Source organism: Paenibacillus chitinolyticus NBRC 15660, from assembly GCF_000739915.1.
In the GTDB taxonomy this organism is placed as follows: Bacteria; Bacillota; Bacilli; order Paenibacillales; family NBRC-103111; genus Paenibacillus_F; species Paenibacillus_F chitinolyticus.
The window spans coordinates 213,349-236,861 of sequence record NZ_BBJT01000007.1 but is presented as its reverse complement, the minus strand read 5'-3'; the positions used below and the strand labels follow the sequence as shown (position 1 = coordinate 236,861).

The 23,513-nt window shown below is 53.1% G+C and carries 21 protein-coding genes and 1 pseudogene; 15 read left to right on the top strand and 7 right to left on the bottom strand.

Annotated elements, in window-relative coordinates; translation table 11 throughout:
* Positions 1 to 36 precede the first annotated feature (36 nt).
* The 3 genes from PCH01S_RS18255 (at position 37) to PCH01S_RS18245 (ending at position 4,454) form a co-directional block, all read left to right on the top strand.
* A complete protein-coding gene (locus PCH01S_RS18255) occupies positions 37 to 1,251 on the top strand; it encodes an ATP-binding response regulator (RefSeq protein ID WP_042231531.1) in 1,215 nt (404 codons plus the stop codon).
* A gap of 366 nt (positions 1,252 to 1,617) precedes the next feature.
* Positions 1,618 to 3,393: an HSP90 family protein gene (locus PCH01S_RS18250; RefSeq protein WP_042231530.1), complete on the top strand. Its 1,776-nt coding sequence runs from the start codon at positions 1,618 to 1,620 to the stop codon at positions 3,391 to 3,393.
* Positions 3,390 to 4,454 (top strand): hypothetical protein, encoded by a 1,065-nt coding sequence (locus tag PCH01S_RS18245; protein ID WP_042231528.1) that lies wholly within the window; start codon positions 3,390 to 3,392, stop codon positions 4,452 to 4,454. Before PCH01S_RS18250 ends, PCH01S_RS18245 begins: the two co-directional genes overlap by 4 nt.
* A 25-nt stretch (positions 4,455 to 4,479) precedes the next feature.
* On the opposite strand, the gene PCH01S_RS18240 is transcribed toward PCH01S_RS18245, so the two are convergent.
* A complete protein-coding gene (locus tag PCH01S_RS18240; protein WP_042231525.1) occupies positions 4,480 to 5,631 on the bottom strand; it encodes a GIY-YIG nuclease family protein in 1,152 nt (383 codons plus the stop codon).
* A gap of 202 nt (positions 5,632 to 5,833) precedes the next feature.
* Between PCH01S_RS18240 and PCH01S_RS18235 the strand changes: the two genes are divergently transcribed.
* The 5 genes from PCH01S_RS18235 to PCH01S_RS18215 all read left to right on the top strand — a co-directional run bounded on the left by PCH01S_RS18235 (position 5,834) and on the right by PCH01S_RS18215 (position 10,427).
* A complete protein-coding gene (locus tag PCH01S_RS18235) occupies positions 5,834 to 7,204 on the top strand; it encodes a metallophosphoesterase (protein ID WP_255246853.1) in 1,371 nt (456 codons plus the stop codon).
* Positions 7,205 to 7,348: 144 nt separating this feature from the next.
* Positions 7,349 to 7,690, top strand: a complete 342-nt coding sequence (locus PCH01S_RS18230) for a zinc ribbon domain-containing protein YjdM (RefSeq protein ID WP_042231519.1) — start codon at positions 7,349 to 7,351, stop codon at positions 7,688 to 7,690.
* Positions 7,691 to 7,858: 168 nt separating this feature from the next.
* The gene (locus PCH01S_RS18225) at positions 7,859 to 8,365 is read left to right on the top strand and encodes a GNAT family N-acetyltransferase (RefSeq protein ID WP_042231515.1); all 507 of its coding nucleotides are present in this window, start codon (positions 7,859 to 7,861) and stop codon (positions 8,363 to 8,365) included.
* Between the two features lie 106 nt (positions 8,366 to 8,471).
* Complete coding sequence (locus PCH01S_RS18220) at positions 8,472 to 9,533, top strand: LLM class flavin-dependent oxidoreductase (RefSeq protein WP_042231513.1); 1,062 nt, start codon at positions 8,472 to 8,474, stop codon at positions 9,531 to 9,533.
* Between the two features lie 330 nt (positions 9,534 to 9,863).
* Complete coding sequence (locus tag PCH01S_RS18215; RefSeq protein WP_042231511.1) at positions 9,864 to 10,427, top strand: DUF1003 domain-containing protein; 564 nt, start codon at positions 9,864 to 9,866, stop codon at positions 10,425 to 10,427.
* Between the two features lie 67 nt (positions 10,428 to 10,494).
* Here PCH01S_RS18215 and PCH01S_RS18210 read toward each other — a convergent pair whose 3' ends face one another.
* Both PCH01S_RS18210 and PCH01S_RS29370 read right to left on the bottom strand, forming a co-directional pair.
* Entirely contained in the window at positions 10,495 to 11,895 is a 1,401-nt protein-coding gene (locus PCH01S_RS18210; protein ID WP_042231508.1) for a M14 family metallopeptidase, read from the bottom strand.
* 47 nt (positions 11,896 to 11,942) lie between these two features.
* Complete coding sequence (locus PCH01S_RS29370; RefSeq protein WP_053228748.1) at positions 11,943 to 13,397, bottom strand: C39 family peptidase; 1,455 nt, start codon at positions 13,395 to 13,397, stop codon at positions 11,943 to 11,945.
* Between the two features lie 262 nt (positions 13,398 to 13,659).
* On the opposite strand from PCH01S_RS29370, the gene PCH01S_RS18200 reads away from it, so the two are divergent.
* Positions 13,660 to 15,183: an alpha/beta hydrolase gene (locus PCH01S_RS18200; RefSeq protein WP_241688768.1), complete on the top strand. Its 1,524-nt coding sequence runs from the start codon at positions 13,660 to 13,662 to the stop codon at positions 15,181 to 15,183.
* Positions 15,184 to 15,193: 10 nt separating this feature from the next.
* Here the strand turns inward: PCH01S_RS18200 and PCH01S_RS18195 are convergent, their stop codons facing one another.
* Positions 15,194 to 16,648, bottom strand: a complete 1,455-nt coding sequence (locus PCH01S_RS18195; protein ID WP_042231504.1) for an MFS transporter — start codon at positions 16,646 to 16,648, stop codon at positions 15,194 to 15,196.
* Between the two features lie 84 nt (positions 16,649 to 16,732).
* Complete coding sequence (locus tag PCH01S_RS18190; protein ID WP_042231501.1) at positions 16,733 to 17,197, bottom strand: MarR family winged helix-turn-helix transcriptional regulator; 465 nt, start codon at positions 17,195 to 17,197, stop codon at positions 16,733 to 16,735.
* A gap of 248 nt (positions 17,198 to 17,445) precedes the next feature.
* On the opposite strand from PCH01S_RS18190, the gene PCH01S_RS18185 reads away from it, so the two are divergent.
* The 6 genes and pseudogenes from PCH01S_RS18185 to PCH01S_RS18170 all read left to right on the top strand — a co-directional run bounded on the left by PCH01S_RS18185 (position 17,446) and on the right by PCH01S_RS18170 (position 21,899).
* Positions 17,446 to 18,339, top strand: coding sequence for a putative RNA methyltransferase (locus PCH01S_RS18185; protein WP_255246852.1), 894 nt, complete (start codon positions 17,446 to 17,448; stop codon positions 18,337 to 18,339).
* Positions 18,340 to 18,463: 124 nt separating this feature from the next.
* Complete coding sequence (locus PCH01S_RS30925) at positions 18,464 to 18,607, top strand: hypothetical protein (protein ID WP_169743586.1); 144 nt, start codon at positions 18,464 to 18,466, stop codon at positions 18,605 to 18,607.
* Between the two features lie 114 nt (positions 18,608 to 18,721).
* On the top strand, positions 18,722 to 20,152 hold the full coding sequence (locus tag PCH01S_RS18180) for an alanine/glycine:cation symporter family protein (RefSeq protein ID WP_042231498.1): 1,431 nt from the start codon (positions 18,722 to 18,724) through the stop codon (positions 20,150 to 20,152).
* A 263-nt stretch (positions 20,153 to 20,415) separates the two neighbouring features.
* Positions 20,416 to 20,550, top strand: a pseudogene (locus tag PCH01S_RS29890) (SDR family oxidoreductase); the annotation flags it as partial.
* Between the two features lie 74 nt (positions 20,551 to 20,624).
* Positions 20,625 to 21,056, top strand: a complete 432-nt coding sequence (locus PCH01S_RS18175) for a MarR family winged helix-turn-helix transcriptional regulator (RefSeq protein ID WP_009675904.1) — start codon at positions 20,625 to 20,627, stop codon at positions 21,054 to 21,056.
* A gap of 24 nt (positions 21,057 to 21,080) precedes the next feature.
* Entirely contained in the window at positions 21,081 to 21,899 is an 819-nt protein-coding gene (locus PCH01S_RS18170) for an SDR family NAD(P)-dependent oxidoreductase (protein WP_042231492.1), read from the top strand.
* 149 nt (positions 21,900 to 22,048) lie between these two features.
* Here the strand turns inward: PCH01S_RS18170 and PCH01S_RS18165 are convergent, their stop codons facing one another.
* Both PCH01S_RS18165 and PCH01S_RS18160 read right to left on the bottom strand, forming a co-directional pair.
* The gene (locus tag PCH01S_RS18165) at positions 22,049 to 23,164 is read right to left on the bottom strand and encodes an alkene reductase (RefSeq protein WP_042231487.1); all 1,116 of its coding nucleotides are present in this window, start codon (positions 23,162 to 23,164) and stop codon (positions 22,049 to 22,051) included.
* 67 nt (positions 23,165 to 23,231) lie between these two features.
* On the bottom strand, positions 23,232 to 23,501 hold the full coding sequence (locus PCH01S_RS18160) for an ArsR/SmtB family transcription factor (protein WP_042231485.1): 270 nt from the start codon (positions 23,499 to 23,501) through the stop codon (positions 23,232 to 23,234).
* Between the last annotated feature and the right edge of the window lie 12 nt (positions 23,502 to 23,513).

Below are 23,513 nucleotides of genomic sequence, written 5' to 3'. Positions count from 1 at the left end.
TGAAGGATCTGTGCGAGCTTGTAACGGGGGATTAGAATGGAGTATCCGATTCGCATTTTATTGGTCGATGACCGGCCGGAAGATTTTCTGACGATACAAGCGCTGCTGGTTGATACGCCTTACCAGTTAATCCGGGCTTCCTCGGGTATGGAGGCTTTGAAATTTTTGCTGGAGAGCGAATATGCCCTCATCATTATGGATGTTCTCATGCCGGATATGAACGGGTTCGAAACGGCGGAACGAATCAAGAGACGCAAAAAGTCGGAGGACATTCCGATCATTTTCCTCACCGCCCTTACCCCGGAAGTCGAAGATTATATGAAAGCTTATACGGCCGGCGGAATTGATTATTTGACGAAACCCTTTCATTCCGGCGTGTTAAGAAGCAAAATCGAAGGCTTTGTACGGTTGTACAAAGCGCGCAAAGAGCTTCAAATCAAAACCGGCGAGCTTCAGAAACAAACCTTGGAGCTGGAAGACGCGAACCGCGTGCTTACCCAGCTTAAGGAAACGGCGGAGGTCGCTTCGAGGATCAAATCCGGCTTTCTGGCGATGATGAGCCATGAGATCCGCACCCCTCTGAACGGCATCATTGCCTTGTCGGATATATTGATGGCTTCGGATTTGAAGCAGGACGACGCGGAAATGGCCGAGATTATTCATACGAGCGGACACGCTCTGCTCTCCGTCATCAACCATATCCTCGATTTCACCAAAATCGAATCGGGTAAGATGGAGCTTGACTACGAGCCGTTCAATCTGACAGTCTGTTTGAAAGAAACGATGGATCTGTTCCGCGCTCTTGCACGCGAGCGAAATCTGCTTCTGGAGACGCACATAGAGCCGGGAATTCCCAAGATCCTGATCGGAGACTCCAACCGGCTGAGACAGGTGCTGAACAACCTGATCGGCAACGCGGTCAAATTTACGGAAACCGGCAGCGTTAAGGCAACGGTGAGTCAAAAAAGGGTGGATGATAAGCTGATCACCCTTGAGTTTATCGTGGAAGATACCGGAATCGGCATTCCCGCCGATAAAATGCATCACTTGTTCCAGCCCTTTACGCAGATTGACGCTACCATCAGCCGGAAATTCGGCGGCACGGGCCTTGGTTTGTCGATCTGCAAAACACTGGTCAACTTGATGGGCGGAACCATCTATGCCCGGTCGAATGTCGAAAAGGGAGCAGTCTTCGTGTTCACCATCCAGACCGGCATTCCTGCGGATACGTTAAACAACCCGTCTTGTTAAAAAAAGCACCCCTTACAAGTTCACGGTTTTTCCCGGAAAGGGAACGATCCGTGATCGGGTAAGGGGTGCTGTCTTTTTCGGAGAGTAATCGGGGCAAGTCGGTTCCGGGCGGAATTACTCCTGCCGGAATGCGCCTGGAAGTACAGGGATTCCAGCCATATCATCATGCGATAACCGGTGTTCCTTTGCCGATATCCTGCACGTAGTAGTGAATGTTTATTTTATTGCCATTCAAACAAATAAGGACAATTAACCTTAAAATAAACTCTAAATACAGCTAATTTTTATCTACACTCCTAAATTTACAATTTGATATACTAATTTTAACCAATCCGTGATTATAAATTTAAAAGGACGATGAAAACGATGAATTTTCAAGTTAATTTACAAGGAGTCATTGATTTGCTGTCGAATCACCTTTACTCCGATCCCGGAGTTTTTATCCGGGAATTACTTCAGAACGGCATAGACGCCGTTACGGCAAGAAAACGACTCGGCCAGGAGTTTGAAGGAGAAGTAAGAGTTGAGGTGTTCTCTTCCAATACGATTTCTTTCTCCGACAACGGCTGCGGGTTAACGGAAAAGGAAATTGAGCAATTTCTCGCTAAGATCGGCAGTTCCACCAAAAGAGAAGATCAGGATCTTGCAGACGATTATATCGGACAATTCGGCGTCGGTCTTCTGTCTTGTTTTGTCGTCAGTGAAGAAATCGTACTGATTACCCGTTCGTCAAACGGGGAAGGCGACTCTTTGGAATGGCGGGGAAAGCCGGACGGCACCTACTCGATCAAAAAATTAGAGCGCCAAGTCCCTGTAGGAACTACGATCTATTTGAAAGCGAAAACGGATTACGAGGAGTATTTCGAGTTTTACCGGTTGAGAGAGTTATTGGAGAAATACGGGGAGTTTCTGCCGACACCGATTATATTGACCGAAGACAACTATGAACTGAACGTGAATACTTCCATCCCGCCATGGAATATGGACAAGCAAGAAGCAATGGATTTTGTAGAGGAAACGGCCTATTCCAAGCCCATGGATATAATTTCACTGACCTCAGTTATAGGAGGCGTGAAGGGCATCGCTTCTATCCTGCCTTATGCTGTCAGTCTTCAAGATGAGAAAAAGCATCGTGTTTATTTGAAAGGCATGCTTTTATCCGATAAGATGAGCAATGTTTTGCCGCCCTGGGCTTTTTTCGTGAACGGGATTATTAATACGGAGAATTTACGGCCGACAGCTTCGCGGGAGGCTTTCCAGGAAAATGATCTGTTCTTTAGCGTAAGAGATGAACTTGGTGAGTGCATCAAGAACTATCTAATCGAATTATCCCAGGAAAATCAGGAGCTGTTTAAACGCATCGTACTGGTACACTATGCTTCTATCAAAACAATGGCTGTTGAAGATGAAGAGCTGTACGAGCTTTTTATCCAGCACTTGAGTTTTGAAACTTCTTTCGGTGATCTTAAAATGGCGGAAATTCTTGAAAATCATACCCATCTGTTAGTGGCTCCTACTCTGGATGAATTCCGGCAGGTAGCGCGGGTGGCTAAGGCGCAGGACTTGATGGTGATCAATGGCGGGTATGTTCATGACTTGGATCTCGTACTGAATTTGCGTAACGTGAAGGACGATATTTCCGTTGATGTGCTGGATATTTTGGAATTTGCAAACCGGTTTAAAGAGCTGAACGTCATGGAGAAACAAGAAACTCGGCCTTTCCTTGATTATTCCAATGAAATACTCCGGAGTTTCCAGTGCCGCTCCGTGGTCAGATGGTTTGAGCCTGCCGACATTCCGGTTCTATACAATACGAATCAGGAAGTTAATTTCTTTAAGCTGGCGGAAGAGAGCGAGAAGGAAGCGAATCCTTTATTCGCTGAAGCCGTGCGCGTCATCAAGAATGAGCTGTATGATCAGCCCTTTGCGCGGCTTTGTTATAACTATAACAATCCCATTGTCCGGAAGGCCATGGAATCTCGCGACTTGGAAGCCCAGAAAGCATGCATCGAGTTGTTTTATACGCAAGCCCTATTGCTGGGGAACCATCCCTTAAGTTCAGCAGAGCTCTCCATGATGAATGAATCGTTGTTTCATTTCATGAATATGGGTCTGGACCGGATGCCTGAGGTAGAACAATGAAGAACCGTTTCGATGAATTGAGGCGCGTAAGCTGGACTATGCCGGATGGGAAACAAAAGCTGGCGGTTCTGGAGGAAATGATTCGAATAGCGGATCTTTACATGACGGAAGAAGACTCTTACAACGTTCGGATGGATTACACGTCAGCGGCCATGGATGCGGGCTTCTCAGAAAAAATGTTAATCTCGTTTGCCTGGTGTGTGGCCAAATTCGATAAAAATCCGGGGAGATACCCGCATTTTTATTTATTATGGCATTATAAATGGATTCTGAACGGCATATGGAGAATGCCCGAAATGACGTTCGAACAGATTGAGCGGATGTTTGAGGATTTTAAAGAAAGATGCATCCGGCATGGGCATAATTTGCGAGCCTACCACCAGAAGCGGGTAAACTTGTTTATCTCGCTTGGAATGTTTCAGGAGGCAGCCGAGTCCTATAAGCTGTGGAGGTCGACGCCGAGGGATTCACTGGCGGACTGCCAGGCCTGCGAACAGAACTTATTCGGGGAATTTTCATTTAAAATGAATCATTTAAAAAGAGGCATGCAGGCCGTGAAGCCCATTCTGGAAGGCAGGATGGTATGCGGATCGGTTCCGCAAAATACCTACAGCCTGATTATCATCCCTTTGATGAAATTAAAAGAGTATGACAGGGCCGTCGCAATTGCGAAGAAAGCAGTCCGTGAGCTCGAAGGTCCGCAATATTTGGAGGAATACGGGGTTTTTCTCGAATTCTTCACCATAACAGATATGACTAGGGCGACGAAACTTTATGAGCAGACGATAAGATACGGCCTGGAGAGCAAAATAGGCTGGTCCCGTCTGCAATATTTTTACGCGGTTCGTTTGTTTCTGAATGAGTGGGGAAAGACGAAGCGGAGGAAAAGGCTGGCCGAGTCGGATCGCGTTACTTTACCCTGGATCGACCATGAAATTGCCAAGCTGACCGAAGCGTTCAACCGCAGAAACGGAAGCCTCTACGTGAACGAATTTCTTACGGAAAAGCAAAAGCATACCGAGAGACTCGTTGCCGCCTACCGGAACAGTACCAGCCAGTAAGAAATTCGTGATTCGCATAAAAGGTTCAAGCGTCGGGGCCATCTTGGTCCCCGGCGCTATTTTGTGCGCGTACATACCCTGCAATCAACCCTTCAACCGCTTCTCCAAGCTCGCCTTCATGCCCGGGAATCAGCCAATGTTCGGGAACGATCAGGTAGCTGCGGGCGCTTCCTTGCAGAAAGCTGTACAGAATCTGCGCTTCGTCAATATCGTGCCGGCTGATTTTGGGGCGGGGGGCCGCCGGATCTGCTTGACGGAAGGTACCCAGGATGGCCGAACGCACCAGGGTGTGGAGCTTATGCGGCGCTTCCGGCCCGTTCCGGTCCGCGTCCGGAGCCTCCACTTTGGTATCCCGGACAATGCGGTTCCCTTTAACGAGGATGAGTTTAGCCTCCCGTTCGTTAACGGGTTCCAGGATGACGATATTCCGGTCTTCTTCGGCGAATCCGATCACTTTCTCACCGCGGATCAGGGAACCGAAGGTTTTCATCAGGTCCCGGTATTTGGCGGCGGCTTCGAAATTATGACTTTCGGCCGCTTCCATCATCCGCTGCTCAAGATCTTGCAGAACAATCGGAGGGCTCCCGTTCAGGGAAGTAATCATTTTATCGAGCACGGAGTTGTAGGCTCTTAGAGCGTCTTCGCTGCCGGTGCACATTCCCAGACACAAGCCGAGAGAATGATTGAGGCAGGGTGAACGCCTGGCGTAAGGATTGCTGCAAAGAATCCGGTAGCTTTCCTGCAGCCCTTGGACGGCTTTTTCCACCGTGCTTCTGCTCGTATAGGGCCCGAAAAAAAGGTCCCCCTCCTGTCCGGCGGGGTCATTCGTAATGTCGAGCCGACGGAGGCCCTCACGGCTGTTGCGGATGACCAGGTACGTATAGGCGAGCGGATTTTTCATTTTTTTATTATACAGAGGCTTCAACTGCTTGATTAACCGGCACTCCAGCATAAAGGCCTCGAACTCCGTGTCGGTCAGACGGACCTCGAAATCGCGGATATTGCTTATGAGTCGTTTGACTTTGGGGGAATGGGCTTTGGAATGCTGAAAATAGGTTTGGACTCTTTTTTTGAGAGATTTGGCTTTGCCCACATAGATAATATGGCCCAGACGGTCTTTCATCAGGTAGACGCCGGGAGTTAAGGGAAGGGCTTTTACTTTTTCCGCGAGATTCATAGAGATTCCTCCATTGCTCTTGCTCGGCCCTGTCATTATATCAAATGGCAGTACGGACAGAAAGCGAGGCGGACACGGGAGGGCGAACTTCAAGCTGCCAGGGGGAAGGAAATTAATCTGCCCCAAATAAAATGTTAATATTTACCAAACACTTCTTTGCTAGGATGAGGTGATTTCATTCTTGTTCGAAGGGGTGTGTATGATGTACAAATTCAGCAGGTCCAAATGGCTCGTCGCTCCTATGGCTGTTTTCATGGCGGTGTCCGTCGTTTTACCTGGAGTGGACGCCGGAGTTTTGGGAAGCTCCATTGCGGCCGCGGCAGGCTCCAAGGCTCCGACGGCTTTGGCGCTGACGTTCAACGGGGATGCCAAAACCTCGCAGGGCTTCGCCTGGTATACCGATCCCGCCGTTACCGGAACGAAGCTGCAGGTGGTGGAATCGTCTCTCGTCACAGGCGGCGTATGGCCGGATAGCGGGGTCATCTCCTTCGAGGGGAGCACGGCGCCGATCCAGGTTTATCAGTCGAGCTCGGACAAGAGTGCGGGCAAGAAGACCGCTTACGCCGATCATAAGGTTACGGCAACGGGCTTAAAGCCGGGCACCGAGTACACGTACCGCGCCGGAGACGGCCAGGAGGGGAACTGGAGCGAGCCCGGCACGTTCAAAACCGAGGAACAGAGCGGCGGTGCGTTCACGTTCCTCTACACGACGGACCTGCAGGGTACGACCGAGCGGGAATACGCGACCTGGAACCACACGCTGGAGGAAGCGGTCAAGAAATTTCCCGCGGCCCGTTTTGTTACCGTCACGGGGGATCTGGTAGACAACGGGGACATCGAGAATCAATGGTTTTGGCTGCTGGGCAAGCCGCAGGCCATTCTGAAGAAGACGCCTCTCGTGCCTGCGCTCGGCAACCATGAGAGCAAGTCCAACAACAACTTCTGGTACCACTTCAACCTGCCGAACACCTCCAATACGGGAGCGAAGCCGGACGGGTCGGTCTATGCCTTCGATTACGGTCCCGCCCGTTTTCTGGTCATCAATACCGAGTACAACGAGGCGAAAGGAACCGACGCCGTGTACCGGAAGCAGGAAGAGTGGCTGAGAGCGGAAGCGGCCAAGACGGACAAGAAGTGGAAAATCGTCTTGTTCCACAAGTCGCCTTATTCCGTAGCGAATCATTCCTCCGACAGCGATGTTCTCTTCTTCCGCAAGAAGCTTGCGGCTCTGTTCGATGAAATCGGCGTTGACGTCGTGTTGAGCGGCCACGATCATACGTATACGCGCACCTATCCGATGTACAATAATGTGCCGCAGAAGGACGCGGCGGTGGACAAAGACGGGAACCTGATTAATCCGAAGGGGACCCTTTATCTGGTCAGCAACGCTGCCGGAAACAAAAGGTACACGCCGAAGTCCGGGCCGTTCCCTTATGCGTATAAATACGGCCAGCCGGGCAAGGAAATGTTTACGGGCGTTACCGTGGCAAACGATAAAATCACGTTCCAGGTTTATACGACCACGGAATCGGGCGCGACCGCTCTGTACGACCAGTTCGGCATCGTCAAATAGGAGCGAAACCGAAAATTAGCGGCTCCCGGCTCCACGTTGAATGACTTTTAGGCGGGCGAACCGCGGAATGTTTGTCAGGACGATGAGAGTGTGGCAGAATATAAGGAAAGAAGGTACCGACCAGCGAATGGAGAACACGAACTTATGTCGAATCTGCCAAACTGCCCTGCCTGCAATTCCGAATATACCTATGAGGATGGGAATCTTCTGGTTTGCCCGGAATGTGCCCATGAATGGAATGTAGATGCCGAACCCGGGAACGGGGAAGAAGAAAAGGTCGTCAAAGACGCCAACGGCAACATCTTAAAGGATGGCGATTCCGTATCCGTCATCAAAGATTTGAAAGTTAAAGGAAGCTCTTCTGTTCTGAAAATAGGCACCAAGGTAAAAAACATCCGTCTCGTTGACGGAGACCATGATATCGATTGTAAAATCGACGGCTTTGGAGCCATGAAATTAAAATCGGAGTTCGTTAAGAAAATTTAATGCGGGATAGAATAAAAACGAGCCTGTATCAGGAAGCCCTCTGACTTGGAGGGCTTTATTTTTGCATGGCCGTATGGGCAGGTCTCCGTTGGGACAAGCGAGGCTCGGTAACTATAGAAAGAATCTTAATTTTAAGATATAAAGGACATATCGAAAGGAAGGGTTTTTATGAACAAGGTTCAGTTTGATGAAGTATTTGAATTAATGGAGGCCTCTTTTCCCGATACGGAAATAAGGACTTGTGAGGGGCAGCGGGCGCTGCTCGCTCATCCCGCTTACCGGCTTAACGTGAGCCGGAACGAGAGCGGGGAAATCCTGGCTTTTATGGGCGTCTGGGAATTCGAAGCGTTTCGTTTCGTGGAACATATCGCGGTCAATCCGGAACAGCGGGGCGGAGGAATAGGCAAAAAGCTGATGGCGGCTTATACGAGCGGTTCTTCAACTCCCGTCATCCTGGAGGTAGAGCCCGCGAACGACACCGATTCCAAACGGAGAATCGAATTTTACGAACGCCTCGGCTTTCATTTGAACGCCTTCGACTATTTCCAGCCGCCTCTCAGGGAAGGGCAGCCGGAGCTTGCTCTGCAAATTATGAGTTATCCGGAGCCTATGAGCGAGGAAGAATTCCAGCCGTACAAAAAAGTACTCATGGCCGAGGTTTATAAACAGGCTTAACTCCAGCCGCCAAAGCCAACTTCATAAACGATACAACGGTCGATTCGGACCTGTATGCTTTGAAAGCCGCGAGAAGACAAATTATTTGAATCAGGAGGGCTGCAAAATGGAGATAGGGATAAGCACATTTGTGGAAACGACGCCGGACGTTCATACCGGCGAGGTGATCAGCCACGCGCAAAGGCTGCGTGAGGTTGTGGAAGAGATCGTACTCGCCGATCGGGTGGGCTTGGACGTGTACGGGGTAGGGGAACATCACCGAAAGGATTATGCGGCGTCTTCTCCCGCAATCGTACTCGCCGCGGCCGCGCCGCAGACGAGCCGTATCCGGCTGACCAGCGCGGTCACGGTGCTCTCTTCGGCGGACCCCGTGCGCGTGTTTCAGGATTTCGCCACGCTGGACGGAATCTCAGGCGGCCGTGCGGAAATCATGGCGGGCCGGGGTTCTTTTATCGAATCGTTCCCGCTGTTCGGCTACGATTTGGACCATTACGACGAGCTGTTCGACGAGAAGCTGGAACTGCTTCTCAAGATCCGGGCGTCCGAGCAAGTGACCTGGCAGGGCGGCCACCGGCCCGCTATCGACAACTTGGGCGTGTATCCGCGTCCGGTTCAGAATCCGCTGCCGGTCTGGATCGGCAGCGGAGGCAACCAGGAGTCCGTAGTCCGCGCGGGCCTGCTCGGTCTGCCTCTTGTGCTGGCCATTATCGGGGGCAGCCCGTTGCAGTTCGCGCCGCTCGTGCAGCTGTACAAGAAAGCGGCCGCCCACGCAGGGCACGACGCCTCGAAGCTGACGGTCGCCTCGCATTCGCACGGCTTCATCGCCGAGACTACGGAGCTTGCGGCCGACAAGTTTTTCCCTTCTACCCAGGCCGTCATGAACGTGCTGGGGCGGGAGCGGGGCTGGGGGCGTTACGACCGTTCCAGCTTTGATTCCGCGCGGAGCTTTAACGGAGCCTTGTACGTTGGCGACCCGGAAACGGTCGCACGCAAGATCGTTCATCTCCGCAAGAACGTCGGCATTACCCGGTTTCTACTGCACGTGCCGGTCGGCTCGATGCCTCATGACGAAGTCATGCGAGCCATCGAGCTGCTGGGGACCGAAGTGGCGCCGCGGGTACGCGAGGAAGTTGCCGCATGGGAAGCGGAAGGCGCAGATAGAGCTTAGTCGGCCGCACCGCTGTAGGTTAGTGCAGGAAGAATGCTTAGGCTGCATTCGCCTTTGCCGGGCACTTCTCGCCTGACCATACGCCGCAGGGGCGAACGCCTATATACAGGGGAGCCAAGCAGGAGTATGATAATGGTGTGGAAACATTTGGAAAAGGAGTTGAACATCTTTATGGGCAGTCGGAAGTCGGTAGAACCGGATCCGGATAGTAGCATGGAGGAAGTCATGTCCAGACCTCGTGCGATGAAGATTTGGCTGCCTCGGGTATTCAACTCTTCCCAAACATAGGTTTTCATGTGACTTCCTCGTATTCGCGAGGAGGTTGACGGCATGGAGAAGAAGCCTTATTTTCAATGGAAAAAAGAGCCTGAAGACGCTTCGAAAATTCAAGGGTTCGATATCGAACTTAACCAGGAAAGCACCAAACGGATCGATCGGCTGGTGGATCATTACGAGAAAAGCATACTTTCTCATTTGGACGAGGAGTATGTCAAAAAGACGAGATGGTCGGACCGCATTGCGGACCGGCTCGCGTTCTTCGGCGGCAGCTGGAAATTTATCATTTATTTCGCTCTATTTCTGGCGGTTTGGATTACCTGGAACACGCTTCCGTTTACGCCTTTGCATTTTGACCAGGCTCCGTATATTTTACTGAATTTATGCTTATCCTTCATTGCCGCTTTTCAAGCCCCGGTCATTATGATGAGTCAGAACCGGCAGGCCGCAAGAGACAAGCATGAATCCGTAATTGATTTTGCCATCAATTATAAAGCGGAGCAGGAGATCGACGCCATGCAGAGTCGCCTGCACCGGATTGAAAACGAGCTGACCGAAGTCAAACAACTTCTAACCGCCCTGGCCTCGCAGAAAAATAACGGGGATGGCGCAGAATAACCGCAAAAAAGGAGCCGCTGTCAGCGGCTCCTTGCTGCGTTTTTTTCCTGTTCAATCTCTCCGGCCTCTATTTGACCTGAATCCAGGCATCCCCTAACCAGGTACGGATGTGGTACCAGTCCTCCATCTGCTCAAAAGCCGTTACCGTCTGTGGGGAAAGCTCCGACAGAATGCCGGAAGATAGACGGGGCTCGCGGTACATGAGGGTTTTGCCGGTCAATTCGACCTTCGATTCTTTGACTTCGATCTTCCCCAGCAGGGGCTTGTTCACATGAATCCACGATTTGCCGAGCCAGGTATCGACGCGGAACCAATTGCCGAGACGCGCGTCCGCTTTTAACGGCTGTGCCGTCAGGGAAGCGCCGGTTTTGTTCCGGCTGTCCGCCTCCGAATAAAGGGGTAGGGGCTCCGTCAGAATAAGATCGAAGCTTTTGTACTCGACGGGAATCCGCTCTTTCCAAAGCTCGAATCCTTGCTGGGCGGCAAACAAGCCCAAATCCCTGTTTTCGATCCAAATGCGCGGGAATTCCGACAGGGGCAGGCTTCCTTCCCCGGCATATCTGCCGATTTCAGGCGTCAATCCGGGACGGCCGAGGGATTGGATAAACCAGTCGGTAAAACCTCCGCCTGACGGGTTGGACTCCGGTTTTACGGGTGTATACCCGGTCATGGCGGCGACCTGGGCCATGATTTTACGGTCCCTTTCCAGATTTTTGTCCAGGGTATGGAAATTCCAGTACAGGATGCTTCCGGAGGAGTGGTAAGACAGCTCCATATCCGGATCGACTTCTTTGGTGAAGGCGACCATAGCCTTCGTTTCCGCGGTCTGGAGCGGCTCGTCCCCTTTGAAGTTCTTATAGTACGGCCGGCCGGAATCGTTGCGGATGGATTTCCATTCCGCCGGATATTGGCGGTTCAGGTCAATGCCTTCCACATTCGCCTTCCACCGCGAGAAATCGGAGCTCTTCTCATTCATGGCGAGAAGGCCTGCCCGGGCTTCGCTTGGAAAAGCGGATAAGCCCTTCTGCTGGAGCGTGACGCCGTCGGGGTTGACCATGGGTACGAACCAGATGGACGTGTTGTTCAGAACGGATTGAAGAGCCCGGCCGTTCATGGCCCCATTGCGGACGTAAAGCTGGGCGTATTGGTCGATCATGTTCATGACCAGGTTGGTGGTCATCCATTCCCTGGCATGATGCGAAGCGTTGACCAGCACCTTCGCGTCGCCCGTTCCAAGCCGGACGGCCCAGATCTCGCGTCCGTAGCGCGTTTTGCCGATGGATTTATATTCGATAAGTTCGGGATAAGACTTGGCAAGCTGCCGGATATCTTCTGTCATTTGTTCATAGGTATACGTCTGGATGGGGTTCACGATATCCGTCGTTTCCGCCGCATGGGCGGCTGCTGCGAATAGGAACGGAACAAGGGCAAAGACAACAAGCAGCATTCCCCGTATTTTGTTAGGCATGGCACGGCACTTCCCTTTGGATAGATTCTGGTGGTAAAAAGCAAAGATCAGACTTCGGGGAGCAGGCTGATGGCCTGCCGGCCCATTTGTTCCCAAGCCTCTTTAAAAGGCTGCTTGGCCACGCGGCCTGTTTTGTTATGCGGGTCGCGGATGTAGACGTAATCTTCATCGTATCCGACTATAACGACGGAATGTTCCTTCTTTGTCAGCCAGATCGGCCCGTCCGGAGTCATCCACGTCTGGAAGTGATAAGGTTCCAGCTTACGGAACGTTACGTTGGAAATGATCCATACCGGAGTGCCCGTTCCCACGAAATGCAAAACATCTTCGAACTCCGTGCCGGTAAGGTCGACAACCCGCTCGGGCAAGTAGCGTTCCGCGAGCTCGAACACAGGACCGTGATAAACCCCGAAGCCGGGATTGTTAAACGAATACATATCACCGACGAATCCACGGTGCGGGCTTCCGAAGGAAATGACGCCGTTTTTCTCGCTGTAGGGAGTCGGGTCCTTGCGGATTTCAGCCGCCAGCGTCATTTTGTCGACCGGCACCCCGGCGAACTGGAGCAGCGAAGCGAGCGCCGTCACTTCGCAGCCGCGGGGCAGCTCCGGAAGTTGACGGATAAGCGGGACGTTGATATAGACGGGCTGCTTGGAAGGACCGCCGAATGTCCAGACGGGCTTCGCGGCCGTTTTGTAGGTAACGAAGCTGTTTGCATATTTCTTGGCGTGGCTGACCGCATCGGTATAACTGTCATAATAGGCCAGAAACTTTTCGCTCTGGTAAACCCGGTAAGGAGGGAAACTGTCCCATACGACCTCATCCTTGCGGTTCTTGACGGTTGAGTTCGCATACTGCTTCGCAAAGGAGACGGCTTCCTGCCGTGTAGCGAATCCGTCCAGGAAGTTGGCATGTTGATAAACCCGGTAAGACATGCCCTCCTTCAACGCGGTATTCTTCTCGATGGGAGCTTCCGGGGCCGTACCGGAGCTTGACGAAGACGTCTGTTGGCCGGAAATGCGGATGAATCCGTCTTCGTAGTCGACATGGCTCCCGAGAGATTCGGCGATGCCGCGCAGCGGCACGAACGTCACGTTGTTCCGCAGAATGGAATGAACGGAGAGCACGTGATCCTGCCCGTTGACGGTTATTTGCCTGCTGCCTACGGCGAACAGGATCTGGCGGTCGTAGGTGGCCATCGTCACCGTCTGTGTCGCTTGTTCCCACTCCACTTTGGCGCCCAGCGCTTCCGATACGAAGCGGAGCGGCACGAAAGTCGTGTCCTGTTCCAGAAACGGCACGGCTGTGGCGTCCTCCGGACTGATGGAAACAAGCTTCCGGTCTATGGAGGCCAGACTGCTGTCTATTCTCAGCACGATTTCTTTTTCACTTTTGGCGGCAAAAAGAGGTTGTGTAGGCAATAAGACCTGCACGGAAACCGACAAAAGTAGGACCCAGCCAATGCGCTTGCTGCCTTTTTGGGGGCGGGTATGTTTTTTCATCGCAGTCTTCCTTTTTCGTTGAAATGCTCGCATTTACAGCGCTTAACGCCTGATAATTCTCGTGAAATACACGATTCGGCCCATAAACAGCATGGATAAAGGCACAAAAACTTCCTTTATGGTAACAAAGTGAGGGTTACAGCAAGGTTACAAAAAGCCGGAAATATTCGACAAAAACCGGAAAATTCTGTTGCCTGGAAGGATGCGCAGCCTTTAAAATAGGAAAAAAGACCTGCGGCACGCGTTTGGGGGTAAGATACAGATGCATTTTGAAGACGGGGTAACCGTTCATTACCATGAATATCCGCCGGAAGAAGGAAACGGCCAGACCCTCGTTTTCCTGCACGGGCTTGGCTTGGACCGGACGATATGGAACGAGCTGATTCCTTATTTCACCGGACATTACCGCATTGTGCTTTATGACCTTCCGGGACATGGGCTCAGTACGGAGTTAAAGGAAAACAGCCTAGACTGGGATTTTATAACCGCCGATTTGCGAAGAGTTTTGAAAGCGCTTGAAATTGCGTCTGCTCATCTTATAGGCCACGGAATAGGGGCGAGCGCAGCGGTCCAGTTCTGCCGTTCCTATCCGGAATGCGTGGATCGTCTTGTGCTGATTTCACTTCCTGTTAAAATACCGGCGGATCTTATCCGCAGAAAGATAACGGAGCGTAAACGGCTAATAAAAGAGGGAGTGGATGCTTTAGCGGCTGAACTGGCTGCCTTTAAAACTTCGCTCCCTGTTCATACATCCGCATTTCAGATAGTCAGGGAGGCTTACCGGCGGATGAATCCGGATGTGTATGTCGGCTTTATGGAGCTTTTTATGGAGGGAGACGGCTGGAAGGAATTAAAGTTCATCGCCCACCGTACGCTCGTTCTGGCGGGGGAGTGTGATCCTATCTATGTAACGGCGGCTTCGCTGGCGGTCGGGGTCCTGCCTAGCGCGTCCTTCCTGATCGTGCCCGGTGCCGCGAATATGCCCTTCGTGGAACAGGCGGGTACGACGGCGCTGTGGATCGAACAGTTTTTGCATCGAAAAGACAGCCGGCCTTTAGCCGACGAGCCGCTGGTCAGGGAACTGCGGGATACGCTTCAGCTTTTCCTGGAAGAAGGAGAAAAGCAGGCGGCGCTTGCCCAGGTGCTTAAGATTGATTTGCTCGGGCCTTTCCGGGTCTTTTTGAATGGAAGGGAAATGGTGGACGGGTGGAATCGGCGCTATGCGAAGAGTCTGCTGGTGTATATGATCTTCCATCCGACTGCAACGCGGGAGGAGCTGTGCGATGCCCTGTTCCCGCAAATTTCCGGCAAAGCGGCTCTGCGGAATCTCAAGGTCTATCTGAATCATTTCAAAAATATGCTGCAAAGTTTCGAAGGAGGGTCTTCCATCGTTTCCGTCGATCGGGAATATGTCAGACTGCTTTGTCTCCTGCGCTGTGATTTGCTGGATTTTTTAAAGGAGCTTGAAGAAATCCGTACCATCGACGAAAATCGCCGGTATGAACCGGCCGGCCGCCTGCTCGCCAGGCTGCCGGACCCTTTGCTGCCGGGTCTGTACGATGAGTGGTTTGTCGCGAAGAAGAATTGGCTGGAGATGGAGGTTGCCGACCTGGCCTCCTGGATGGCGGAGAAGGAGGAGCAGCGGGGCAGCCGCCAGCGTGCGGCGGCATACCGGCAAATGGCGGCAAGGTTCCTCTTTGACCGGGAGCCTGAATACAGAGAGGGCGCGGCGGTGAACGGGAGACGGGGAAAAACGGCAGAGGAGCGCAGACGGAAGAACGGGTAGAAAGCCGGTTCTAAGGGTGCGTTTCCGGTTGAGCGCTCCGCACCGGATCAAGCTGGACACGTCGGCGCTTTTCCAGATAAAAGCTGAGGCCCAGCAGAGCTATGGCGCCCGCGCACAGCCAGACATTGATTTCAAAAACCGAACTCAATGCGCCAAGAAGCCGGTCCGGTTCCGAAGAAGCGGACGGAGCCGCACCTTGGACGACCCCGAGCCCCAGAGCCGCTCCGACGACCATGCCCAAGTTGCGGGTTAGCGCGATCATTCCTCCTATAGCGCCTACGTGTTCTTTCGGTGCATGATGGAGAATGGTGCTGTTGTTCGGCGAAGTAATCAGGCCCATGCCCAGGCCGACCAGCGCCAGAAGGGCAATCAATCCCGCCATAGGCAGCACGCCGAGGCCGAGGGAGAAAACAACCGCACCGCCGCCCATGGCAAGCAGTCCGAGAAGGACGAGCAAACCCGAACCGAAGCGGTCCGATAAATGACCCGCGAACGGACCCGTAACGGCGAGCAGAATCGGATAGGCCGTCATGACTGCTCCGGCGGCTGACGGGGACATCCCGGATACGCCGGACAAGTAGAACGGGAGAGTCACCAGGAAGCTGTTGGCGAGCACGAATGCCACGCAGCTGATGATCAGGCCGGCGGACAACGCGGGAATCCGAAAAGCCCGTACGGGGATAAAAGGATTCGCCTGCCTCCGCTCCCATATCATGAAGACGGCCAGCAGGAGCGCCGCCGAAGCCAGCACGGCCGCCGTTACCGGAGACAGCCATCCCCGTGAGGAACTGCCGGATATCGTCCATATGACAGAGCTGATGATCGCCATGAACATCAAGCCCCCCATGGTATCGAAAGGAGCCGATCGCTGCTTGTCCATAACGGGAGCGGGCGGAATGAAGCGGAAGGCCAACAGGGTAGCGAGCGCCGCCACGGGCACGTGGATCAGGAACAGCCAGTGCCAATTGAGCCACTCCGCAACCATTCCGCCGGCGATAGGTCCGCTCATGGCGCCGAGAGCGACGGCGGTATTGACCGTGCCCAGCGCGCGCCCCCTGTTTTGCTTGGGCAGGTGAAGGGTGATCAGGGCCATATTGGTCGCCTGAAACATGGCCGCGCCGACAGCCTGCACGATTCTGAAACCGAGCAGCGCCCCGATGTTGGGGGAGAAAGCCACCAGTACCGAGCTGATGCCGAACAGGATATACCCGAGGTTATGGATGAGACGGAAGCCCCAGCGGTCTCCCAGCTTGCCCATGACGGGCAGCAAAGAGGCGATAACGAGCAGATATCCGGTTGTGATCCACTGGGCCGTGCCGAGCGTAGTGCCGAAGATAGCGGCGAATTGGGGCAGAGAGACATTCACGATCCCGGCCGTAAAATGCGAAATAAAAGCGCCTAGGCAAATAGCCGTTACCATGAGCGAAGGACGCAGTTCCTTTGTCCGTGTTCTTGCTGCTTGCACAATCGGTCACCTCCGATAATTGGTATAGTTACTAAACTAATTGGACAAAAAAATAATGCTCTGTCCTAGAGATTCTTTAACTTTTTATTTTTTTAAAAAAGTGACCAATTTGTCGATACAGGTATCGAACACTTCGATTTCCTGCTCGGTCAACTGCTCCTGGAGCTGTTCGTAGAAAGCGCGATGCACCTCTTCATGCGCCGTGTGGGCTTCCTTTCCTTTGGCGGTAAGCGAAATCAGCGTGCCCCGGGAATCCTCCGGATGCGGTGAACGCGCCACCAGGTCCTTGGCCTCCAGACGCACAATAAGCTGAGTCACCGCGCCCTTAGTGATTTCCAGCCTCCCGGCCAGTTCGCTCATAAGAATGCCGCCCTCGGTTCCGATCGCCTCGATCGTGTGGATTTCGCTGGGGGTGAGCGGCCCCGCGCTTCCGAAAGTCTGCGGCCGCCGTTCAAGCCGGCGGAGCTGCAGGATCAGACGGCCGAGGCTGCGGCCGCCGCTGTTGGCGCCGGTACTGTTGTTAGTCTGAGAAGTTCTATTCTTTTCCATAAAATTAGTATAGTTCCTAAACCATCTGCTGTCAAAGAAAATCTGTTATAATCAAAAGAGAAGGGGCCTAACGCTTCTTCACTAAAATACGCAAGGGGAACTGCCGACTATGATCATCCAATTCATTCGCTATCGTTAATGAAAGGTACAGCTAAGCCAAACTCTTCCGTTTTTTTGCGAACGGTGTAAGGGTTTGTTTATCTGTGCCTTTTTCATTCAACTATTCGAATGAACGGGGTGTTTTTGGCATGTCCACTCAAAGAAACAGAAACGAGGCTGCTCAGCTCTTGGCGGCCCATGAAACGATATTCAGTTGCCCGGTCTGTGGCGGGCAGATGACGATAACAGAGGGAAAAAGCCTGCGCTGCGGCGTGGGGCACAATTTCGATCTCGCGAGAGAAGGATACCTGAATCTGCTGCCGCAAGCCGTTAAGACCAAATACGGCAAAAATCTTTTCGCGGCCCGGAAAACCGTTAACGAGAACGGGCTTTTCGATCCGGTACGCGATTATATCGGCGAACGGATAACGGAGGCTGTGTTACCGGACAAACGCCACCCTAAACTGCGCATACTGGATGCCGGTTGCGGGGAGGGTTCGCTTTTATCCGGCATAAGAAGGCGGCTGAGCGACCGGGCGGCCACCGATTTACTGGCGGTCGGCATGGATCTGGCGAAGGAGGGGGTCCGGCAGGCGTCCAAAGGAGATGCGGGTGCGCTGTGGTGCGCCGCAGACCTTGCGAACGCGCCGTTTAAGACGGCCGGATTCGACGTGATTCTGAACATCCTGTCGCCTTCCAATTATGCGGAGTTCCGCAGACTGCTGGACGAAGACGGGCTGCTGATCAAAGTCATCCCGGAAGAAAACTATCTGCGTGAATTCCGTCAACTGTTATACGCCGGCACGGAACGGGAGTTTTTCACGAGCGGTCTCGCCGTTGAACGGTTCCGCGAGCGCTTCAGGCTGCTGGACAGCCGGCGTCTCCGGTATTCCTGGCGGTTCGGCCCCGAACTGCTGGAGCCTCTGCTGACCATGACGCCTTTAGCCTGGGGAGCCCGGGATGAACGGCTGCGGGAAGCTACGGCCATGGCAATAGATGAAGTCACGGTCGACGTAACCGTCCTCTGGGGCAAGCCTTTATAACCTGAATGTAACTCCGCCGGAATCCGGTAAAATCAAGCAGCTCTGCACTCGCGCAGGCTGCTTTTTTTTGCAGAGAAGGGAATAATATGGAGACCCCAATCACATTCGGATGCCGGAGGTTATGATGAGAAAAATGGTGTTGACCTGGCTGCTGTTCACGCTATTTCTGGCCGCCGAATCGGCCGAAGCGAAGATGAACGTCTACTCGCCGCCGCCGCAGCCGGATCAGTCGGATTCCGGGGTGCCCGGACCTCCAACGGAACCGTAATTTCCAAAATCTGAAACTGGCCCTAAGAGCCTACCTCAACGGAAGAAAACTTGATATACTTAAAAAGTTTTTTATCATATCTGTGCAAAAAATAACCGACAAGCGAGGTACTCCATGATTGATTTTTTACAAGGTATGATTAATCTGTTGAACGATCTTCTGTGGTCTAAACTGTTGATTGTCCTGTTGATCGGGATCGGTCTTTATTTTACGTATAGATCGAAATTTATGCAGTTCCGTATGATCCGGGAAATGCTGCGGGTGCTGTTCGAGTCCAAAAGCGTCTCCGGCGACAATATTTCGCCTTTCCAAGCGTTCTGCATCAGTATGGCGGCCCGCGTAGGAACCGGGAACATTACCGGGGTGGCCATCGCCGTCGCTTTGGGGGGACCAGGCGCCGTATTCTGGATGTGGGTCATCGCGCTTATCGGTTCGGCTTCCAGCTTTGTCGAAAGCACGCTGGCGCAGGTTTACAAAATCAAGGATAAGAACGGCTTCCGCGGAGGACCCGCTTATTACATGCAGACGGGTTTGAAGAAGCGCTGGATGGGAGCGTTGTTCGCCGTCCTGATTACGATTTCATTCGGTCTGGTGTTTAATGCGGTCCAGTCGAATACGATCACGATCGCGTTCGAAAATTCCTTCGGCACGGACCGTCTGACGGTCGGCATCATTATGACGGTAATTTTCGGGGCGATTATTTTCGGCGGTGTCAAACGGATTGCGCAAATGTCCGAGTACATCGTTATTGTGCTGGCGGTCCTGTATATCGGGGTCGCTGTGTTCGTGGTGCTGATGAATATAACGAAAATGCCCGAAGTCCTCGCTTTGATCGTGAAAAACGCCTTCGGTATCGATCAGATAGCGGGCGGCTCGCTCGGAGCGGCGCTGCTCCAGGGAGTGAAGCGCGGCTTGTTCTCCAACGAAGCGGGAATGGGGAGCGCACCGAACGCCGCGGCGACGGCAACCACATCCCATCCGGCGAAGCAGGGGCTGATCCAGTCTTTCGGCGTGTTGACCGATACGCTGATCATCTGTACGAGCACGGCTTTTATCGTGCTGCTCTCCGGGGCGTATACCGATCCGAGCCTCAACGGCATTGAGCTTACGCAGGCCGCCTTGAGCGTCCATATCGGGTCGTGGGCGTCCGGCTTCCTCGCGATCATGGTGTTTCTTTTCGCGTTCAGTACGCTGCTGGGCAACTATTACTACGGGGAAACGAACATCGAATTCCTCCATTCCAATAAAGCTTGGGTCCGCCTTTACCGGATCGCGGTTTTGGCCATGGTTATTTTCGGCTCCGTCGCCAAGGTTCAGGTCGTCTGGGATCTGGCCGACTTGTTTATGGGCCTGATGGTCGTGGTCAATCTGATTGCGATCACCTGGCTATCCAAAATCGCTTTTGCGGTATTGAACGACTATGTGAAACAGAAAAAAGCGGGCAAAGATCCGGTCTTCACGAAAGACCGTATCCCCGGTTTGGAAGAGATCGAATGCTGGGAATCGGCCCCGGCTGCGTCGGGTTCGGATCAAGCGCGTTCATAAAAGCGTCCGTCCGACAGGCTCCGGTCCTGTTAAATCCAACCAATCCAGTAAGGCGTCAGGCATTTATGCCCGGCGTCTTTTTTACGTTAAAAAGGTTCGCCGCCCCTTTGACTATTTCAATCAACGGGGTACTTTACCGAGATACTGTTTACTGTTAAATTATTAGATGTTAAAATATATGCACGGGAGATGAATAATATCGTGTCTGAAAAATTACAAGGCAGAATCGCCATAATAACAGGCGAAGCTTCCGGAATCTGTTCAAAATCCCTATGAGGAGACTCGGCGGGATTGAAAACGACATTGGCCGTATGGCCTTATTCCTGGCCAGCGAAGATTCGGCTTATATGACGGGACAGACCGTCATGGTTGACGGTGGAGCGACGAAGCTGAGATAATCGGCGAAGCCATCCTAACCTGACCCGTTTAAGCAGCCCTGCTTGTATGACTACCCTCTATCAAGGAGGCTATTTTGGATAAAAACGATATATTCAAGCTGATTCATACCGTCGAGCTGTTCACGAACGAAGCGATCATCCGCTGGACCAAATCTTTTGAGCCGAACATAGGGATTTCTCCCATTATCACTCTGTCCGAGCTCAAGCAGAACGGTCCTCAGAAGCAGAGCGTGCTGGCAAGCAAGCTGGGATACACGCCGGGAGCCATGACCAACATTGCGGGCAGGCTCACAAAGCTGGGACTCGCGGAGCGGCGCTATAACGAGAACGACCGCCGCAACGTGTTTCTGGCGATTACCGACCAGGGAATTACCGTTCTCCGGGAGGCTCAGCAGAAAGGCAAGGAACTTCGAATCGAGTTGTTCCAAGTGCTGAACGAGGAAGAGATTCAACAGTTCCTATCCATTTACGAGAAGCTGCTTAAGAACATCAAGGAGCAAGAATAACTAACCTGCAGGGGGGTCAACAAGATGGGAAGAGTACAAGGTAAAGTGGCTTTAGTGACAGGCGGGGCATCCGGCATTGGTCTATCCGCGGCAGCACTGCTTGCGAGAGAAGGGGCCAAAGTCGTCATCGGTGATTTTAACGTTGAAGGCGCGCGGGAAGCGGCCGAGACGATCAAGAACGAGGGCGGGGAAGCGGCGGGCGTCTTCCTGGATGCTTCCAGCGAACAGTCGATCCGTGATGCCGTTGATTTTACCGTCGAGCAGTACGGGACTCTGAACGTTCTTTTTAACAACGTGGGCCTGACCAATTTAAAAAAAGACGTCGACGTCGTAAACATGGATCTCGAAGAGTGGGACCGGCTTATGAACGTGAATACGAAAAGTGTCCTGCTGGGCAGCCGGTTCGCGATTCCGCATATGATCAAAGCCGGAGGCGGCTCGATCATCAATACGGCCTCGATGGCCGCTTTCGCCTCGGATGCCACACGCTCCGCGTACGGAGCCTCTAAGGCGGCCGTCGTGAATCTGACCCGGTATATCGCGACTCAGTACGGCAAGGACAACATCCGCTGCAACGGAGTCGCGCCGGGTCTGATTTTGACGCCTGCCGCGAAGAACAACATGCCGGAGCCGGTGCTGGACATTTTCGCCAAGTACAATGCCCTGCCGTACCACGGTGAAGCGGACGATATCGGCTACACCGTGCTGTTCCTGGCCTCGGACGAGTCGAAGTTTATCACCGGCCAGACGATCCAGGTAGAGGGCGGGCATTATTTGGCGAATCCGACCGTTCCGGATTTCAAAGCGTTTATGGCCCAGGCCGCAGGAGCGTCACAGGCCTAAGCGGCCTCGGGCGGCAGCGTGCCGGGGCCATGCGGCCGGTGCTGCCTTGAAGCGGCAAATGCGGACTGACAAGCATAAAAACAAGCCGACACCCCTAATAGGTGCCGGCTTGTTTTGTTGGACTACTGAACAATTTTTATTAAATATAGTTATACAAGAACACCATGGTGCTTCTTCGCGTCGTATTCCTCCAACGGTTCGCCGTTTTTCACACGGTGAATAAAGTCCGGATTGGAAAGGAGGGGACGGCCGAAAGCGGCCACATCAATCGTTCCTTCGGCCAAAGCTTGCTCGGCGGTTTCGGGGTTCAAAGTTCCGACTCCCACTATGACGCCGTCCCAATATTTTCGTACGAGCTGGTGCATCGTTTTTCCGTCCGCAAGTATGCGGGTGAAGTGCATGGTGGAAGGGTGGATCATGGTCGCGCCCGCTTCCCGGAACGCCTCCGTGAACGTACGAATGGCGCCGTCCGGATCCGGCCACATATAATCCGGGTCATCGACTTTGAGGGCGGAGAAACGAATCAGCGTTCTGTCCGAGCCGATCGCGTCGATAACCGCCTTTAGCACTTCTTTCGTCAGCGTTAACCGCTGGGCAAGGTCGCCGCCGTACCGGTCTGTCCGGCGGTTGCTTGCATCCGAATTGAACTGGTCGATGAGATATCCGTGCGCACCGTGGATTTCGACGCCATCGAAGCCGGCTTCAATCGCGTTTCGGGCCGCTTGCGCGAATTGCCCCGCCAGCTCCTGAATATCCGCGGCCGTCATTTCTTCGGGGGTGTCGTAAGGCTTGCGAAACCGGGCCACATGTCCTTCCGCCCGAATGGCGGACGGGGCCTGCGGGGGCAAATTTCCGGTAAGCTCATGGTGAGACAGACGCCCCACGTGCCAGATCTGGGCGATAATCGTGCCGCCCTCCGCATGAACGGCTTCGGTTACTTTCTTCCAGCCCTCGATCTGTTCCTGTGTATAGAGGCCCGGCACTCCCGGATTCCCCTTGCCGCGGGGGCTGACCACAATGCCCTCGGAAATGATCAGACCGATTCCGTCCGCAGCCCGTTTCCGGTAATACCGCGCCACATCGTCTCCGACGATGCCTGTCTTGTCATCCGCGAAACAGCGGGTCATCGGGGCCATGGCCGTGCGGGTTCGAAGGCTCCAGGCTCCGATTTTCACCGGTTCGAACAGCTTGCTCTCCGGACCGTCCTGCAATTTCCTCCAAGTGCTTATGCCGGTTGCTTCAAAGAGTTCTTTGTTTTCAGCCATCGTAACTCTCCTCCGTTTTTCGATAATTTTATATTTTTGCAAATACCGAAATAAAAAGTGTGCCGCTCTACTCTCCAAGCAGATAAGGCGCGTATTGCTCAAGAACATGCCGCTGGATGCGGTAGTAACGGAACGTTCCCTCCTTGCGGACGGCAATCACTCCACTCTCTAGCAGTGGCTTCAAGTGGTGCGTCAAAGTGGAAGCGGCCGTGATTTTCAACAGTTCGGCCATCTCCAGACAGGCCAGTTCCCGTTGTTTCACCAGCGCTTTGACGATCTGCAGACGTGTGATTTCACCGAGCGCTTTGTAGACTTTAACCGCATAATCATCGGTCACTGCGTAAAACCC

Bases quoted from the DNA above. Each gene is read 5' to 3' on its own strand.
- PCH01S_RS18180 (WP_042231498.1), top strand. From the start codon at position 18,722: ATGATTGATTTTTTACAAGGTATGATTAATCTGTTGAACGATCTTCTG.
- PCH01S_RS18165 (WP_042231487.1), bottom strand. From the start codon at position 23,164: ATGGCTGAAAACAAAGAACTCTTTGAAGCAACCGGCATAAGCACTTGG.
- PCH01S_RS18200 (WP_241688768.1), top strand. From the start codon at position 13,660: ATGCATTTTGAAGACGGGGTAACCGTTCATTACCATGAATATCCGCCG.
- PCH01S_RS18215 (WP_042231511.1), top strand. From the start codon at position 9,864: ATGGAGAAGAAGCCTTATTTTCAATGGAAAAAAGAGCCTGAAGACGCT.
- PCH01S_RS30925 (WP_169743586.1), top strand. From the start codon at position 18,464: ATGAGAAAAATGGTGTTGACCTGGCTGCTGTTCACGCTATTTCTGGCC.
- PCH01S_RS18220 (WP_042231513.1), top strand. From the start codon at position 8,472: ATGGAGATAGGGATAAGCACATTTGTGGAAACGACGCCGGACGTTCAT.
- PCH01S_RS18185 (WP_255246852.1), top strand. From the start codon at position 17,446: ATGTCCACTCAAAGAAACAGAAACGAGGCTGCTCAGCTCTTGGCGGCC.
- PCH01S_RS18230 (WP_042231519.1), top strand. From the start codon at position 7,349: ATGTCGAATCTGCCAAACTGCCCTGCCTGCAATTCCGAATATACCTAT.
- PCH01S_RS18225 (WP_042231515.1), top strand. From the start codon at position 7,859: ATGAACAAGGTTCAGTTTGATGAAGTATTTGAATTAATGGAGGCCTCT.
- PCH01S_RS18170 (WP_042231492.1), top strand. From the start codon at position 21,081: ATGGGAAGAGTACAAGGTAAAGTGGCTTTAGTGACAGGCGGGGCATCC.
- PCH01S_RS18190 (WP_042231501.1), bottom strand. From the start codon at position 17,197: ATGGAAAAGAATAGAACTTCTCAGACTAACAACAGTACCGGCGCCAAC.
- PCH01S_RS18255 (WP_042231531.1), top strand. From the start codon at position 37: ATGGAGTATCCGATTCGCATTTTATTGGTCGATGACCGGCCGGAAGAT.
- PCH01S_RS29370 (WP_053228748.1), bottom strand. From the start codon at position 13,397: ATGAAAAAACATACCCGCCCCCAAAAAGGCAGCAAGCGCATTGGCTGG.
- PCH01S_RS18240 (WP_042231525.1), bottom strand. From the start codon at position 5,631: ATGAATCTCGCGGAAAAAGTAAAAGCCCTTCCCTTAACTCCCGGCGTC.
- PCH01S_RS18250 (WP_042231530.1), top strand. From the start codon at position 1,618: ATGAATTTTCAAGTTAATTTACAAGGAGTCATTGATTTGCTGTCGAAT.
- PCH01S_RS18245 (WP_042231528.1), top strand. From the start codon at position 3,390: ATGAAGAACCGTTTCGATGAATTGAGGCGCGTAAGCTGGACTATGCCG.
- PCH01S_RS18235 (WP_255246853.1), top strand. From the start codon at position 5,834: ATGTACAAATTCAGCAGGTCCAAATGGCTCGTCGCTCCTATGGCTGTT.
- PCH01S_RS18210 (WP_042231508.1), bottom strand. From the start codon at position 11,895: ATGCCTAACAAAATACGGGGAATGCTGCTTGTTGTCTTTGCCCTTGTT.